Origin of the sequence: Streptomyces omiyaensis, from assembly GCF_014650895.1 — a bacterium.
GTDB lineage: Bacteria > Actinomycetota > Actinomycetes > Streptomycetales > Streptomycetaceae > Streptomyces > Streptomyces omiyaensis.
The window spans coordinates 59,103-73,488 of sequence record NZ_BMVV01000007.1 but is presented as its reverse complement, the minus strand read 5'-3'; the positions used below and the strand labels follow the sequence as shown (position 1 = coordinate 73,488).

Annotated in this window: 16 protein-coding genes; 6 read left to right on the top strand and 10 right to left on the bottom strand. The window is 73.6% G+C overall.

What is annotated here, in order from left to right:
• Positions 1 to 41: 41 nt before the first annotated feature.
• On the top strand, positions 42 to 914 hold the full coding sequence (locus IE287_RS13855; protein ID WP_189849321.1) for an undecaprenyl-diphosphate phosphatase: 873 nt from the start codon (positions 42 to 44) through the stop codon (positions 912 to 914).
• Between the two features lie 140 nt (positions 915 to 1,054).
• On the opposite strand, the gene IE287_RS13850 is transcribed toward IE287_RS13855, so the two are convergent.
• On the bottom strand, positions 1,055 to 1,648 hold the full coding sequence (locus tag IE287_RS13850) for a flavin reductase family protein (protein ID WP_189849320.1): 594 nt from the start codon (positions 1,646 to 1,648) through the stop codon (positions 1,055 to 1,057).
• Between the two features lie 78 nt (positions 1,649 to 1,726).
• Here IE287_RS13850 and IE287_RS13845 point away from each other — a divergent pair, with 78 nt between their 5' ends.
• Positions 1,727 to 2,173, top strand: a complete 447-nt coding sequence (locus IE287_RS13845) for a nuclear transport factor 2 family protein (RefSeq protein ID WP_189849319.1) — start codon at positions 1,727 to 1,729, stop codon at positions 2,171 to 2,173.
• A gap of 148 nt (positions 2,174 to 2,321) precedes the next feature.
• Positions 2,322 to 4,022, top strand: coding sequence for an apolipoprotein N-acyltransferase (lnt, locus tag IE287_RS13840; protein WP_373307847.1), 1,701 nt, complete (start codon positions 2,322 to 2,324; stop codon positions 4,020 to 4,022).
• Here lnt and IE287_RS13835 read toward each other — a convergent pair.
• Both IE287_RS13835 and IE287_RS13830 read right to left on the bottom strand, forming a co-directional pair.
• Entirely contained in the window at positions 3,967 to 4,872 is a 906-nt protein-coding gene (locus IE287_RS13835) for a Gfo/Idh/MocA family protein (protein WP_189849317.1), read from the bottom strand. The two genes, lnt and IE287_RS13835, sit on opposite strands and share 56 nt — an antisense overlap.
• A gap of 88 nt (positions 4,873 to 4,960) precedes the next feature.
• Positions 4,961 to 6,154, bottom strand: coding sequence for an FAD-dependent monooxygenase (locus tag IE287_RS13830; RefSeq protein ID WP_189849316.1), 1,194 nt, complete (start codon positions 6,152 to 6,154; stop codon positions 4,961 to 4,963).
• A gap of 173 nt (positions 6,155 to 6,327) precedes the next feature.
• On the opposite strand from IE287_RS13830, the gene IE287_RS13825 reads away from it, so the two are divergent.
• The 3 genes from IE287_RS13825 to IE287_RS13815 all read left to right on the top strand — a co-directional run bounded on the left by IE287_RS13825 (position 6,328) and on the right by IE287_RS13815 (position 8,202).
• The gene (locus tag IE287_RS13825) at positions 6,328 to 6,945 is read left to right on the top strand and encodes a TetR/AcrR family transcriptional regulator (protein ID WP_189849315.1); all 618 of its coding nucleotides are present in this window, start codon (positions 6,328 to 6,330) and stop codon (positions 6,943 to 6,945) included.
• Positions 6,946 to 6,978: 33 nt separating this feature from the next.
• Positions 6,979 to 7,518, top strand: a complete 540-nt coding sequence (locus IE287_RS13820; protein WP_189849314.1) for a DinB family protein — start codon at positions 6,979 to 6,981, stop codon at positions 7,516 to 7,518.
• 165 nt (positions 7,519 to 7,683) lie between these two features.
• Positions 7,684 to 8,202, top strand: a complete 519-nt coding sequence (locus IE287_RS13815) for a hypothetical protein (protein WP_229883475.1) — start codon at positions 7,684 to 7,686, stop codon at positions 8,200 to 8,202.
• Between the two features lie 24 nt (positions 8,203 to 8,226).
• On the opposite strand, the gene IE287_RS13810 is transcribed toward IE287_RS13815, so the two are convergent.
• The 7 genes from IE287_RS13810 to IE287_RS13780 form a co-directional block, all read right to left on the bottom strand.
• The gene (locus IE287_RS13810) at positions 8,227 to 8,700 is read right to left on the bottom strand and encodes a hypothetical protein (RefSeq protein ID WP_189849312.1); all 474 of its coding nucleotides are present in this window, start codon (positions 8,698 to 8,700) and stop codon (positions 8,227 to 8,229) included.
• A gap of 71 nt (positions 8,701 to 8,771) precedes the next feature.
• A complete protein-coding gene (gene ung, locus IE287_RS13805; protein WP_189849311.1) occupies positions 8,772 to 9,455 on the bottom strand; it encodes a uracil-DNA glycosylase in 684 nt (227 codons plus the stop codon).
• A gap of 156 nt (positions 9,456 to 9,611) precedes the next feature.
• Complete coding sequence (locus IE287_RS13800) at positions 9,612 to 11,189, bottom strand: ABC transporter substrate-binding protein (RefSeq protein WP_189849310.1); 1,578 nt, start codon at positions 11,187 to 11,189, stop codon at positions 9,612 to 9,614.
• A gap of 148 nt (positions 11,190 to 11,337) precedes the next feature.
• Positions 11,338 to 12,105 carry an SDR family oxidoreductase gene (locus IE287_RS13795; protein WP_189849309.1) on the bottom strand — a complete coding sequence of 256 codons (768 nt, stop codon included), beginning with the start codon at positions 12,103 to 12,105 and terminating at the stop codon, positions 11,338 to 11,340.
• A 32-nt stretch (positions 12,106 to 12,137) separates the two neighbouring features.
• Entirely contained in the window at positions 12,138 to 12,899 is a 762-nt protein-coding gene (gene fabG / locus IE287_RS13790; RefSeq protein ID WP_189849308.1) for a 3-oxoacyl-ACP reductase FabG, read from the bottom strand.
• Between the two features lie 165 nt (positions 12,900 to 13,064).
• A complete protein-coding gene (locus IE287_RS13785; protein ID WP_189849307.1) occupies positions 13,065 to 13,448 on the bottom strand; it encodes a DUF3037 domain-containing protein in 384 nt (127 codons plus the stop codon).
• Positions 13,445 to 14,362 carry a HipA family kinase gene (locus IE287_RS13780; RefSeq protein WP_189849306.1) on the bottom strand — a complete coding sequence of 306 codons (918 nt, stop codon included), beginning with the start codon at positions 14,360 to 14,362 and terminating at the stop codon, positions 13,445 to 13,447. The genes IE287_RS13785 and IE287_RS13780 overlap by 4 nt, the downstream gene beginning before the upstream one ends.
• Positions 14,363 to 14,386: the final 24 nt, after the last annotated feature.

Sequence of the window (14,386 nt, the reverse complement as noted above, 5' to 3'; positions counted from 1 at the left end):
CCTACTGACCGCACTAGTACAAACGGGACGGCCCAAGCCCCATGAGTTGGTTCGAATCGTTCATCCTCGGACTCGTCCAGGGGCTGACGGAGTTCCTTCCCATCTCCTCCAGCGCGCACCTCCGGCTGACCGCCGCCTTCGCCGGCTGGGAGGACCCGGGCGCGGCCTTCACGGCGATCACGCAGATCGGCACGGAGACCGCCGTCCTGATCTACTTCCGCAAAGACATCGGCAGGATCGTCACGGCGTGGTTCCGCTCGCTGAGGGACAAGTCGATGCGCTCCGACCACGACGCCCAGATGGGCTGGCTGGTGATCGTCGGCTCCATCCCGATCGGCGTCCTCGGCATCACGCTGAAGGACCAGATCGAGGGCCCGTTCCGCGATCTGCGGCTCATCGCCACCACGCTGATCGTCATGGGCGTCGTCCTCGGCATCGCCGACCGGCTCGCGGCCCGCGACGAGATCGGCGGCCGGCACCGGGTGGTCCGCGAGCGCAAGACGCTCAAGGACCTGGGCATCCGCGACGGCCTGATCTACGGCTTCTGCCAGGCGATGGCCCTCATCCCGGGCGTCTCGCGCTCCGGCGCCACCATCTCCGGCGGCCTGCTGATGGGCTACACCCGCGAGTCCGCCGCCCGTTATTCGTTCCTCCTCGCGATCCCCGCGGTCCTCGCCTCCGGCCTCTTCGAGCTGAAGGACGCGGGCGAGGGGCACGTCTCCTGGGGGCCGACGGTCTTCGCGACGATCGTGGCCTTCGGCGTGGGCTACGCGGTGATCGCCTGGTTCATGAAGTTCATCACGACGAAGTCCTTCATGCCGTTCGTGATCTACCGGATCGCGCTGGGCATCCTGCTCTTCGTCCTGGTCGGCACGGACGTCCTCAGCCCGCACGCGGGCGAGTCCGGCGACTGACCCGGCCCACCCGTCCGCCGGGCCGGCAGTCCACCGGCTGTCCGCCGGTCCACCGGTCGCTGCACGACCGAACGGAACCGGGGCGGGTCCCGCGTCGACGCGGGACCCGCCCCGGTTCCGTTCGTGCTCCGGCCGCCCGCTCAGGCCTGGTACGGGACGCGGGCGATCTCGCGGATGCCGCCCAGGGTGCCCCACTCGTCCAGGCCGAGCCGGGTCAGCGGACGGAGCCGGGTGATCTCCGGGTGCCCGTCGGTCAGGTACGCCTCGTCGACGGCCACGTGCACGACCCGCCCGAAGACCACCGTCGAGTCGCCGATCCGGAGCGTGCTGTGCAGTTCGCACTCCAGGGCCACCGGGGAGCCGGCCACGCGCGGGGCCTTCACGCGGCGGCTCGGCTCGCGCGCCACGCCGCACGCGTCGAACTCGCTGGTCCCCCGTGGGAAGTCGGTCGCCGTCGCGTTGATCTGCTCGAAGAGGCCCTCCGGCGCGAAGTTCACCACGAACGCGCCGGTCTCCTCGACGTTGCGCAGCGTGTCCTTCCGGCCGACGGAGGTGAACTGCACGACCGGCGGGTCCACCGAGGCGATGGTGAAGAAGGAGTGCGGGGCGAGGTTGTCCGTGCCGTCGGCGGAGGCCGTGGACACCCAGGCGATCGGCCGGGGGACGACCGTGGCCGTCAGCAGCCGGTAGACGGCGGCGGGGTCGGTCCGGGCGGGGTCGACGTCGATGCGCATCCGGCCAGTATGGCGGTCGTACGGGACGGCCCGCGCACGCCTCTTGGCGCCGTGGGCGCGCTGCCCGACACTGAGGCGATGACGCAGCGCGTGGACCTCGCGAACGTGATGGACCGGCTCGCCGTGGACGACCTCGTCACCGGCTACGCGGCAGCCGTGGACGACGCCGACTGGACCGCCTACCGTGCGCTCTTCACCCCCGACGGGCGCGCCGACTACACCGGTTCCGGGGGCATCGAGGGGCCGGCCGCCGAGGTGGCCGACTGGCTGGCGGGGACGATGACCCTCTTCCCGGTGCGCCAGCACCTGATCGTCAACCGCCGGGTGACGCTCCACCGGCCCGGCGGCTACGCCGAGACCGGCGACGCGGCCGACGTCCGCGCCGACTACGTCAACCCGATGCGGATGACCTCCGGCGACGACTTCGTCTGCGGCGGCCGGTACGCCTTCACCGCGCGCCGCACCGCCGACGGCTGGCGGCTGCGCTCGGTCGTCGTGGAGGAGCGCTGGCGCCGGCTGCCGTGACCGGCCGGCCGGAACGGCTCGCCGGGACCGCCGGGCCGGACGGCTCGCCGGGACCGGCCGGTCCCAGGCGGCGCGCCCTGACCGGATCGTCCGACCGGCCCGCTCCGGCGGGCGGGCGCAGACTGGAGGCGAAGGGCGGGAGGCATCCATGCGGAACCCCTTCCGGCGGACGCGGAACTCCACCGGACGCGCGGAGCGGGACCCGGGAGAGGAGCCGGGCCCGGGACCGCAGCCGGACGCCGGGCCGGAGCCGGTCCTCGCGCCGGGCCCAGGTCCCGGACCGGAGCCGGGCGTTCGGTCGGGGGCGGGGCGGCGGGGGGCCGGGGCGGGGCGGTCGTTGCTCGCCGTGGGGCTGGGGGCGCTGCCCGCGCTCGCGTTCCCCGTGCCGGGGCTGTGGTGGTGGGCGTACGTCTGTCTCGTGCCCTGGATGCTGCTGGTGCGTACGGCTCCGGGGGCGCGGCGCGCCGCGCTGGACGGGTGGTGCGGGGGTATCGGTTTCCTGCTGGCCGTGCACCACTGGCTGCTGCCGAGCGTGCACGTGTTCCTGCTGGTGATGGCGGTGCTGATGGGGTTGCTCTGGCTGCCGTGGGGGATGCTCGTGCGGGCGCTGCTCGGTGGGACGCCGACTCCGGGGCGGGCGGTCGCGGCGCTGGGCGCGGTGCCGGCGGGGTGGCTGCTGATCGAGCTGGTGCGGTCGTGGGAGGGGCTGGGCGGGCCGTGGGGGCTGCTCGGGGCGAGCCAGTGGGAGGTGCCGGTGGCGCTGCGCCTGGCGTCGCTGGGCGGGGTGTGGCTGGTGAGCCTGCTGGTGGTGACGGTGAACACGGCGGCGGTGCTGCTGTGCGTCGCGCCGGGGCCGCGGGCGGTGGGGGTGGCGGGGCTCACCGCCTGCGCGCTGGTGGTGGGGACGGCGGCGTGGGGCGTGGCAGCGCCGCGGGTCTCGGGCTCGGTGCGGGTGGCGATGGTGCAGCCGGGGGTGCACGGCGGTCCGGACGGTGCCGAGCGGCGCCTGGACCGGGCGGTGGAGCTGACGCGCGGGCTGGCCGGGCAGCGGCTCGACCTGGTGGTGTGGGGCGAGAGCGGGGTGGGGCGGGATCCGGCGGGGGATCCGGCGCTCGCCGCGCGGCTGACCGCGCTGGCGCGGACGGTGGACGCGCCGCTGCTGGTGAATGTGGACGCGCGGCGCGCGGACCGGCCCGGCATCTACAAGAGCGCGCTGCTGTTCGCGCCGGACGGACCGACCGGCGACCGGTACGACAAGATGCGGCTCGTGCCCTTCGGCGAGTACGTGCCGGCCCGCGGGCTGCTCGGCTGGGCGACCTCGGTGGGCAAGGCGGCGGAGGAGGACCGGCGGCGCGGCACGGCGCCGGTGGTGATGCGTCTGCCCGACGGCGGGCGGCCCCTGGCGGTCGGGCCGCTGGTCTGCTTCGAGTCCGCCTTCCCCGACATGAGCCGGCGCCTGGTCGGCGACGGGGCCGATCTGATCGTGGTGCAGTCGGCGACCAGCACCTTCCAGCGGAGTTGGGCACCCGCACAGCACGCGTCGCTCGCGGCGTTGCGCGCGGCGGAGACGGGCCGTCCGGTGGTGCACACGACGCTGACGGGGATCAGCGCCGCCTACGGCCCCGACGGCCGGCGCGCGGGGCCGGCCGTGGGGACGGACGCGAGCACCGCCGTCGTGCGCGAACTGCCGCTCTCGGAGGTGACGACCGGGTACGCCCGCTGGGGCGACTGGCCGCTGTACGGGGCGTTCGTCGTGGTCGGCGCGGTGTGCGCGGCGGCGGGTGCCGGGGCGCTCAGGCGGCCTGCTCCAGAGCGTCGCGGACGACGCGCTCGCACAGGGCGTGGGTGAGCAGGGCGTCGCGGGCGCTCAGGACGCGGCCGTCGCGGACGGCGTCGAGGAAGGCGAGCACGGCCTGCTCGATGCCGCGCTGGCGGGCGACCGGCACCCAGTCGCCGCGCCGGCGGACGGTGGGCTGGCCCTTGTGGTCGACGATCTCGGCGAGGTTGAGGACCTGGCGCTTGGTGTCCTGGCCGGAGACCTCCAGGACCTCTTCGGTGGAGCCGTTCATGCGGTTCATGACGCCGATGGCGGTGAAGCCGTCGCCGGAGAGCTGGAGCACCACGTGGTGCATCAGGCCGTCGCGGATCCGGGCGCGGACGTCGATGTGGTCGGCCTCGCCGGGGAGCAGGAAGCGCAGGGTGTCGACGACGTGGATGAAGTCGTCGAGGACGAAGGTCCGCGGGTCCTCGGGGAGCCCGATGCGGTTCTTCTGCATCAGGATCAGCTCGCGCGGGTGGTCGAGGCACTGGGCGTAGCCCGGGGCGAGCCGGCGGTTGAAGCCGACGGCGAGGGAGACGTCCCGCTTCTCGGCGAGTTCGACGATCCGCTCGGAGTCGGCGTAGTCGTAGGCGAGCGGCTTGTCGACGTAGGTGGGGACGCCGGCGTCGAGGAGGCGGGTGGCGATCTCGGCGTGCGCGGCGGTGGAGGCGTGCACGAAGGCGGCGTCGAGTCCGGCGGCGAGCAGCGAGTCGAGGTCCCGGTGGCGGCGCGCCTCCGGCAGGTGGAAGGTCTCGGCGACCCGGTCCAGGGTGGCGGGGGTGCGGGTCTGGAGGTGGAGTTCGACCCCGGGGAGGGTGGCGAGGACGGGCAGGTACGCCTTCCGGGCGATGTCGCCGAGTCCGATGCAGCCGATCTTCACGGGGTCTCTCCCTCTGCGCTGGTCCGCTTCGCGGCGGTCCGTCGTGCGGTGGTTCGACGGCCCCTGGCACGGGGGCCGTTCGCGCTGGTCAGCTTACGCGGGGCGGGTCGGGGGCGAGCGGCGGCCGCCAGTCGGCGATGCCGTCGAAGCCGCGGAGGACGAAACCGGGGCCGAGGCGCGACACGGTCCGCACGAGGGTGTCGCGGAGCGCGACGGCGGGGCGGGCGGAGACGAGGGTGAGGGCACCGGTGCGGGCCGCCTTGCGGACCAGGGCGGTGGTGCGGGGCAGCCGGTCGGCGGTGTACGCGGGGAGGGCCAGGTCCGGGTCGAAGCCGGCAGGGGTGCGGGCGTGGTGGGCGAGGACGACGGCGTCCTCGATGGCCTGGTTCCCGCCCTGTCCGAGGGTGGGCATCATCGCGTGCGCCGCGTCGCCGAGGAGGGCGGTGCGGCCCCGGTGGTGGGCGGGCAGCGGGTCGACGAGGTGGTGGACGTCGTGGCGGAGGACCCGGGCGGGGTCGGCGGCGGCGAGGATCCCGGGCACGGGGTGGTGCCAGTCGCCGAAGAGCCGGAGGAGTTCGGCGCGTTCGCCGTCGGGGGCGTGGGCACCGGCGGGCGCGGCGGCCATGGCGTACGCGTAGATCCGTCCGTCCTTGAGGGGCTGGGTGCCCCAGAGGCGTCCGGCGCCCCAGGTCTCGTGCGGGGCGAAGGGGTGCTCGGGGGCGGGGACGACGAGCCGCCAGGTGGTGCAGCCGGAGTAGCGGGGGCCCGGGTGGGCCGGGAAGAGGGCGGTGCGGGCGGCGGAGCGGATGCCGTCGGCGGCGACGAGGAGTTCGGCCTCCAGGGTGCCGTCGGGGGTGGTGACGCGGGCGGGGGTCCGGGCGTCGCCGGGGTGGTCGAGCGCGGCGGGCGCGCCGGTGCGGACGGCGTCGCCGGGGAGGGCGGAGGCGAGGAGTTCGACGAGGGTGGCGCGGTGGAGGAGGACGAGGGGGTCGCCGAAGCGCGCGGCGGCGGCGCGGGCGTCGGTGCGGGCGAGCCAGCGCCCGTCCGGGGTGCGCATGCCCCCGTCGCCCTGCCAGGCGGCGCGTGCGCGGACCGGGTCCCCCAGCTCGATGACGTCGAGGGCGCGCAGGGCGTTGGGGGCGAGGGCGATGCCGGCGCCGACGGGGGCGAGGTCGGCGGCGCGTTCGAGGACGGTGACGGTCCAGCCGCGCCGGTGGAGGGCGACGGCGGCGGTGAGGCCGCCGATGCCCGCTCCCAGAACGACGGCACGGTGCTGTGACATGGCTGCTCCCTCGGGGCGGTCAGGACGGGCGGGGCGGGCGAAGCGGGCAGGACGGGCGGGGCGGCTCTTCGGGAGGGCGCGCGGCACCGTCCACCCGCAACTACAGCTGTAGTCGACCGGACGCCACGACCGTACTACAGGTGTAGTCACGGGGCGATGGGTAGGTTGTCCCCATGACCGCGCGCACCCCGGCCCCGGCCTCCCCCGCTCCCCCGACCCGCGCCGAACGGATCGGCGACGCGGCGCTCGACCTGCTGGTGGAGCGCGGGATGCGCGGGCTGACCCACCGCGCGGTCGACGAGCGGGCCGGCCTGCCGCAGGGTTCGACCTCCAACCACGCGCGCACCCGCCAGGCCCTCCTGGAGACCGCCGTGCGGCGCCAGGCGGAGCGGGAGGCCCAGGTCCTCGCGCCGCACGAGCTGCCGCCGCCGGGCGCGGATCCCGGGGTCCTCGCGGACGCCCTGGCCCTCGCCCTGCACCGGTACCTGACCGACCACCGGGCGCTCCTCGTCTCCCGCTACGAACTCGCCCTGGAGGCCACCCGCCGCCCCGAACTGCGCGGTTTCTTCGACCGGACCGGCGCCGCCTTCCACGCTCCGGTGACCGCGATGATGCGGGGCGCCGGCTCGCCGGTCCCGGAGCGGCACGCGCTCTCGGTCATCGCGTGGTGCGAGGGGCTGATGTTCTCCTGTGCCGCCGGCTCCTTCCACGCGGCGGTGCCGAGCCGCGCGGAACTGCGGACCGGTTTCGACGAGTTGCTGCGCGGAATGCTCACCGGGCCGTCACGCTAAACCGCTGGCGCCGCTCCCCGGCGGTCCGTCACCATGCCCCCCATGACGACCGATCACACCGCGGTGCCCGAGCGCGTCTGGCCCGACCCCACCACCGGCGAGCGCCAGGCCCTGGAGCAGTGGCTCGAATTCCATCGCGCGACCCTCGCGGTGAAGTGCGCGGGCCTCACCGACGAACAGCTCCGCACCCTCTCCACCCCGCCCTCGGAGCTCAGTCTGCTCGGCCTGGTCCGCCACATGGCCGAGGTCGAGCGCGGCTGGTTCCGCAAGGTCCTGGGCGGCGAGCGGACCTCGTGGCTCTACGCCACCGACGAGGACTTCGACCGCGACCTCCACGTCACCGAGGACGACAGCTACGAGGAGGCGTACGCCGCCTGGCAGGCCGAGATCGCCCACGCCCGCGGGCTGGCCGCGCGGCACGCGCTCGACGACCTGGGCGCGAGCGCCCACCACCGCACGGGCGAGCTCATCAACCTGCGCTGGATCTACCTCCACATGATCGAGGAGTACGCGCGGCACAACGGCCACGCCGACCTCATCCGCGAGCGGATCGACGGCGCCACCGGAGCCTGACGGGACGCCCGCTCCGCCGCGGGGCCGAGGACCGCTCCCGCACCCGGTCCCGCCTCCGTCCCGGCCCCGGCGGTGTCAAGGAGGGTGACCCGCCGCTCACCCGTGCGGGGCATTCCCCGCCGGTAGGGGTTCGAAGATCGCCGCACGACCAGCAGAGTGGCGCGGGTGCATGCATCCCGAACCCCCGCGCAGCTCCTGGCCGGGGCGGCCGTCGTCGCCGTCCTGACCGGGTGCACGGCCGTCGACGGGCCGCCCCCGGCGTCCGTCCCGGCCCCGGTGCCCGCCACCGACCCCGTACGACCCGCCCAGGACGTGGAGCCGCAGATCGCCCTCCGGGGGCCGGCCCGGGAGGCGCTCGAAGCGGCCCTGCCGTCCCGTGCGCCGACCACGGCCCCGCCGCGGGGCGAGACCCGGCGCGCCACCGGTGACGCGGCCCCGCCGCGCGCCGCCGCCCCGGAGCCCTCCTCCTCCCCCGCCCTCGCGGCCCCCTCGTCCGCCCCGTCGGCCCCGGCGCCGCCCTCCCCCGCCGCGCCCGGGGAGCCGGAGCTCGAACGGGCGGCGGAGCAGCTGCGGGAGGCGCCTCCGGTCACCCGGACGGACGTGTGCGCGCTGGGCGAGCGGTACGGCGGCTGGGACCCGGCGAGCGTGCAGGCCGGACTGTGCCGGGGCGTCCGGGCGCGCTGAGCCCCCGGTGCGGCGCCCCGCGGCTCACCCCTCGCGGAGCCGCCGGTCCAGCCGCTCGATGGCCGCGCGGACGCCCATCCCGTACCGGTCGTCGTCGAGCGCCTCGGAGGCGGCGCGGGCCCGTTCCAGATGGGACCGGGCCGCGTCCGGACGGGCGAGCTTGGCGTAGTCCGCGGCGAGGTTGAGGTGGAGCGAGGGGTAGAGGGCCCGCAGGGCGGCCGCCGAGTCGTGCGCGGCCAGCCGCCCGTCCTCCAGCCCCTCGGCGGCGCTGAGGGCGCGCAGGTCCCAGGCCAGTTCGGTGTCCGGGTCGTCCTGGGTGTCCGCCAGGTAGTGGGCGAGGGTGCAGCGGTGCAGCGGGTCCCCGTCGGGGCCCAGCTGCTGCCACAGGGCGCCGAGGCGGTTGCGGGCCTCCTCCCGGTCGCCTCCGTGGAGCAGCATTCTGGCCTGCCCGATCCTGGTCAGGACCGTCTCGTCCGACGTCCGCTGCTGCTCGGTCACCGCGGCCTCCCGGCGCTCGCACTGCGTGGAGCACCGACGCTAACCGGCCGCGGCCCCGATCGCGCCGAGGCTCAGCCGAGGTCGGGGATGCGCCAGTCGATCGGGTCGTGGCCCTGGGCCGCGACGGCCGCGTCGATCTGGGTGAACGGCCGCGAGCCGAAGAACTTCTTCGCCGACAGCGGGGAGGGGTGGGCGCCCTTCACCACGATGTGCCGCTCCTCGTCGATGAGGGGCAGCTTCTTCTGGGCGTAGTTGCCCCAGAGGACGAAGACGGCGGGGTCGGGCCGGGAGGCGACGGCGGTGATGACGGCGTCGGTGAACTTCTCCCAGCCCTTGCCCTTGTGCGAGTTCGCCTCGCCGGCGCGGACCGTGAGGACCGCGTTGAGCAGCAGGACGCCCTGCTCGGCCCACGGCATCAGGTAGCCGTTGTCCGGGATCGGGTGGCCGAGCTCGGCCTGCATCTCCTTGTAGATGTTCCGCAGCGACGGCGGGGTCTTCACGCCGGGGCGGACGGAGAAGCACAGGCCGTGGCCCTGGCCCTCTCCGTGGTACGGGTCCTGACCGAGGATCAGGACCTTCACCTTGTCGTACGGGGTGGCGGACAGGGCCGCGAAGACCTCGTCCTTCGGCGGGTAGACCGGTCCGGCGGCCCGCTCCTGCTCCACGAACTCGGAGAGCTGGGCGAAGTACGGCTTGTCCAGCTCCTCGCCGAGGACGCCCCGCCAGGACTCGGGCAGCATGTTGATGTCGGTCACGGTCCACAACCTCCGGTGGTTCGGCAGTTCCGCTACGGAACCTACCGGGCCCCACCGACAACGGCCCCCGGCGGCCTCCCGCACCGACGCCCGCCGGCACGCACCGCGCCGCCGGCACGCGTCCGTGCGTGCCGGCGGCGCGGTGGGGGCCTTTGGCTACCAGCTGGCCCGGCGGTGCAGCGCCCAGAGCTGCATGACGGTCTGCGGGTCGAGCGCGCGCTCGGCGCCGCCGATGTCGTCGCGGGCCGCGATGTACAGCTTGCCCTGCCACAGCGGCAGCAGCCGGACGTCGTCGACCATGATCGACTGGGCCTCGACGAACTCGTCGGTGACGGCCCCCCGGTCGCTCTCGCGGCGGGACTTGGGCAGCAGCTCGTCGGTGATCCGCGGGCTCAGGTACGGGGTGCCGAGGACGTTCTTCTTGCCCAGGAAGGGGGCGATGAAGTTGTCCGGGTCCGGGAAGTCGGGGAACCAGCCGCGGCCGAAGACGGGGTACTCCCCCTGCTGGTAGGCGGCCTGGTACTCGGTCCACGGCTTGCCCTGGATGGTGACCTTGAAGAGGCCGGACTCCTCCAGCTGGCGCTTGAGCTCGGCGAACTCGGCGGCGGTCGAGGAGCCGTACCGGTCGGTCGTGTACCAGAAGTTCAGTTCGACCTTCTCGTCGATCCCGGCCTTCTCCAGGATCTTCGCGGCCTTCTTCTTGTCGGGGTGGCCGTAGGTGTCGAAGAACTTGGTGGTGTGGGCGGCGATGCCCTTGGGCACCATCGAGTACAGGGGCTCGGCGGTGCCCCGGTAGACCTTGCTCACCAGCTCGTCGCGGTCGACGAGCTGGGCGATGGCCCTGCGGACGGCCGGATTGGCGACGGACTCGTCCTCGGTGTTGAAGACCAGGTAGCGGATGTCGGCGCCGGTGGACTCGACGAGCTGGAGGCCCTTGTTCTCGTCCTTGTCCTCCTCCAGGGAGGTGACCTCCGCGGCGGTCAGACCCCGGTAGGTGGCGTCGATCTCCTCGGCCCGCAGCGCCTTGACCATCGCCTCCGAGTCGTCGAAGTACTTGATGGTCACGCCGCCGTTCTTGCGGTCGGCGAAGCCCTTGTAGTTCGGGTTGCTGGTCAGCTCGGCCTGCTTGCGCACCTCGTACCCGTCGAGGACGTACGGACCGGAGCCGACGACCTTGCCGTCCTTGCGGAGCTTGTCGGCCGGGTACTCGGCGGGGTCGACGATCGACATCGCCGGGGTCGCGAGGACGAAGGGGAAGGTCGCGTCGGCCTTGTTGAGCTTGAAGACGACCGTGCGCTCGCCGACGGTCTCGATGGAGTCGAGCGAACCGAGCATGCCGTTGGGGCCGCCCTCGGCGTCGATCGTGCGGATCCGCTCGATCGAATGCTGCACGGCCTTGGCGTCGAGCTTGTGGCCGTTGGAGAACTTGAGCCCTTCGAGGAGCGTGCACTCGAAGACGCGGCTGGACGCGTCCGTGAATTTGCATTCGGCCGCGTCGGGCTTCGGGGAAGTACTTCCCGTGGGGAAACTCACCAGGGTCTGGTAGACATTCCTGAAAAGCTCCCAGGAGCTGTCCCAGGAAGCCGCGGGATCGAGCGTCGAGGGGGAACTCGTCGTCCCGATCGTGATCCTCTGCTCCCCGGCGGATTCGGTATCCGAGAAAACACCGCATCCGGATACCAGGGATATGGACGCAAGGGCTGCAGCGGCCTGCAGACTCGTCCGGTTGAACACGTGCACGCTCCTCGTTCAGCCTGGGGTCGGCCGACGATACCGCAGTACCCCGCCAGGTCAATGGGCGAGCCCGGCGGGGCACTTGAGGCAATCGAGATGCAACCGGGGCCAATCCGGACACTGGATCCGGAAAGTGTCCGGTTATCGGTCACCCGACTCCGGCGTTCAGGAAAATGCCCCCGTCGACGACCAGCGTCTGTCCGGTGATCCATCCCGACTGTTCCGAGGTCAGGAAGGCGGCGGCGCCCCCGATGTCCTCCGGGACGCCCAGCCGGCCCATGGGGTACGAGGCGGCCGCCTCGGCCTCACGGCCCTCGTAGAGCGCCTGGGCGAATTTCGTCTTCACGACGGCCGGCGCAATGGCATTCACCCGGACGACCGGCGCGAATTCGTGCGCGAGCTGCTGGGTGAGATTGATCATCGCGGCCTTGCTCACCCCGTACGCCCCGATGAAGGGGGAAGCGGAGATTCCGGCCACCGACGCGATATTCACGATCGCGCCCCCGTTCTCCTTCTGCCAGGCGTGCCAGGTCCGCTGCGCGAAACCGAGCGCCGAGATCACATTCGTCTCGAAGACCTTTCGGGCCACGTCCAGGTCCAGGTCCGCGATGGGGCCGAAGACCGGGTTGGTGCCGGCGTTGTTCACGAGGTAGTCGACGCGCCCGAAGGCGTCCATCGCGGCCTCGACGGCGGCGGCCTGGTGGGCGGTGTCGTGGGCCTTGCCCGCGACCCCGACGGCCCGGTCCGCCCCGAGGCGCTCCACGGCCTCCTTGAGGGCCTCCTCGCCGCGTCCGGTGATGACGACCCGGTCGCCCCGGGCGACGAGCGCCTCCGCGATCCCGTAGCCGATGCCCCGGCTGGCGCCGGTGACGAGCGCGACCTTGCCGGAGGGCTCCGGCGGCTGCTGTGCGGTCATGCCGTACTCCTTGCTCTCGCCGGTCCCGCGGGTCAGTTGAGCGGGCCGCCGGCCACGTACATGACCTGGCCGGAGACGAAGCCCGCGTCGTCGCCCGTGAAGAAGGCGATGGCGTTGGCGACGTCCTCGGGGCGGCCGACGCGCTGGACCGGGATCATCGAGGCGGCGGCGGCCTGGAAGTCCTCGAAGCCCATGCCGACGCGCTCGGCCGTCTGGGCGGTCATCTCGGTGACGATGAAGCCCGGGGCGACGGCGTTGGCGGTGATGCCGAACTTGCCGAGCTCCTTGGCGAGCGTCTTGGTGAAGCCCTGGAGGCCGGCCTTGACCGCCGAGTAGTTCGCCTGGCCGCGGTTGCCCAGCGCCGAGGAGGAGGAGAGCGAGACGATCCGGCCGAAGCCCGCGTCCACCATGTGCTTCTGACAGGCCTTCGCCATCAGGAACGCGCCCTTGAGGTGCACGTTCATGACGAGGTCCCAGTCGGCCTCCGACATCTTGAAGAGCAGGTTGTCGCGGAGGACGCCGGCGTTGTTGACGAGGATCGTCGGCGCGCCGAGCTCGGCGGCGACACGGGCGATCGCGGCCTCCACCTGGGCGCCGTCGGAGACGTCGCAGCCGACGGCGAGGGCACGGCCGCCCGCGGCGGTGATCTTCTCGACGGTGTCCTTGCAGGCCGCCTCGTCGAGGTCGAGGACGGCGACGGCGCGGCCCTCGGCCGCGAGACGGAGCGCGGTGGCGGCGCCGATGCCCCGTGCGGCACCGGTGACGACGGCTACGCGCTGCTCGGTGGTGGACATGCTTGCTTCTCCTCGCCCTCAGGGGTCCCGGGCTCTCCCCGGGCTCATGAGCGACCGCTTAGTATCGACCGCAGGACGAGACGCTAGAAGCCCTGGCACCCGGTGTCAACGGCCCACCGGGTGCACCCCGTCACTCCCCCGTCACCGTGCGCGGGTGGCGGCGCGTCACCGCACGAGGAGGTCGAGCAGGCGTTCCACCTCCGCCTCGGGGTCGCCGGTGAGGCCGGTGTGGACCGGACCCGGCTGGACCACCGTCGAGCGCGGGGCGATCAGCCAGCGGAAGCGCCGTCCGGCGTCGTCCCCGGCGGCCTGCCCCGCCGCGTCGCCGCCCAGGCAGACGCCCTCGACGGCGCGCAGCGCGGCGCGGACGCCGGTGACGTCGGCCGCCGGGTCGAGCGCGGCCAGCTTGGCCTCGTCGAGGTGGGTGCGGGCGGCGACGAAGGAGCGGGCCCGGCAGTAGACGACCACGCCCGCGTTGAAGCACTCGCCGCGCTCGACGCGCGGCACCACGCGCAGCAGCGCGTACTCGAAGACGTCGCGGTCGGTCACGGGGTGCTGTCCTTCTCGGTGCTCGTGTCGCTGCTCGTGTCGCTGCTCGTGTCGCTGTTCTTCGCGCCGCTCCCGGCGCCGGCGCGGTCGCCCACCGCCGGCCGGGGGGCGAGGCGCTCGGCTAGCCAGCCCGGCGGCTGCTGGGGGCGGCGCTCGGTGCGCGGGCCGAGGGTGATCCGCTCGTGGATGGTGGCCGCGCGGGGCAGCAGCGCCTCGACGTAGGCGGCGCGCAGGGCGTCGGTGGAGTCGAAGCCGGGCTCGTCCGCCAGCCACGCGTCGGGCACGTCGGCGGCGACCTCCTCCAGGAGCTCGCGGGTGACGAGCGGGGCGAGCTCGGCGGCGGCCGAGGCGACGTCCGGGGAGAAGGGCGCGAGGGCGTGGCCGGAGGCGTCGTACGGCTTGGCCGCGGAGGCGGCGGCGCCGGGCCAGTTGTGGTGCCAGATCATCGTGGCGCCGTGGTCGATCAGCCAGAGGTCGCCGTGCCAGACCAGCATGTTCGGGTTGCGCCAGGACCGGTCGACGTTGTTGATCACGGCGTCGAACCAGACGACCTTGCCGGCCTCCGCCGGATCGACCCCGTACGCCAGCGGGTCGAAGCCCAGCGAGCCGGGGAGGAAGTCCATGCCCAGGTTGAGCCCGCCGCTCGCCTTGAGCAGCTCCTGGACCTCCTGGTCGGGCTCCGAGAGCCCGATGACCGGGTCGAGCTGGAGGGTGACCAGCTCGGGCACGCGCAGCCCGAGGCGCCGGGCGAGCTGCCCGCAGATCACCTCGGCGACGAGGGTCTTGCGACCCTGTCCGGCACCGGTGAATTTCATGACGTACGTGCCGTAGTCGTCGGCCTCGACGATCCCTGGGAGCGATCCGCCCTCGCGCAAGGGCGTGACGTAGCGGGTCGCCGTCACTTCGGTAAGCATCGGCCCAGGCTATCCGGCCGCCGG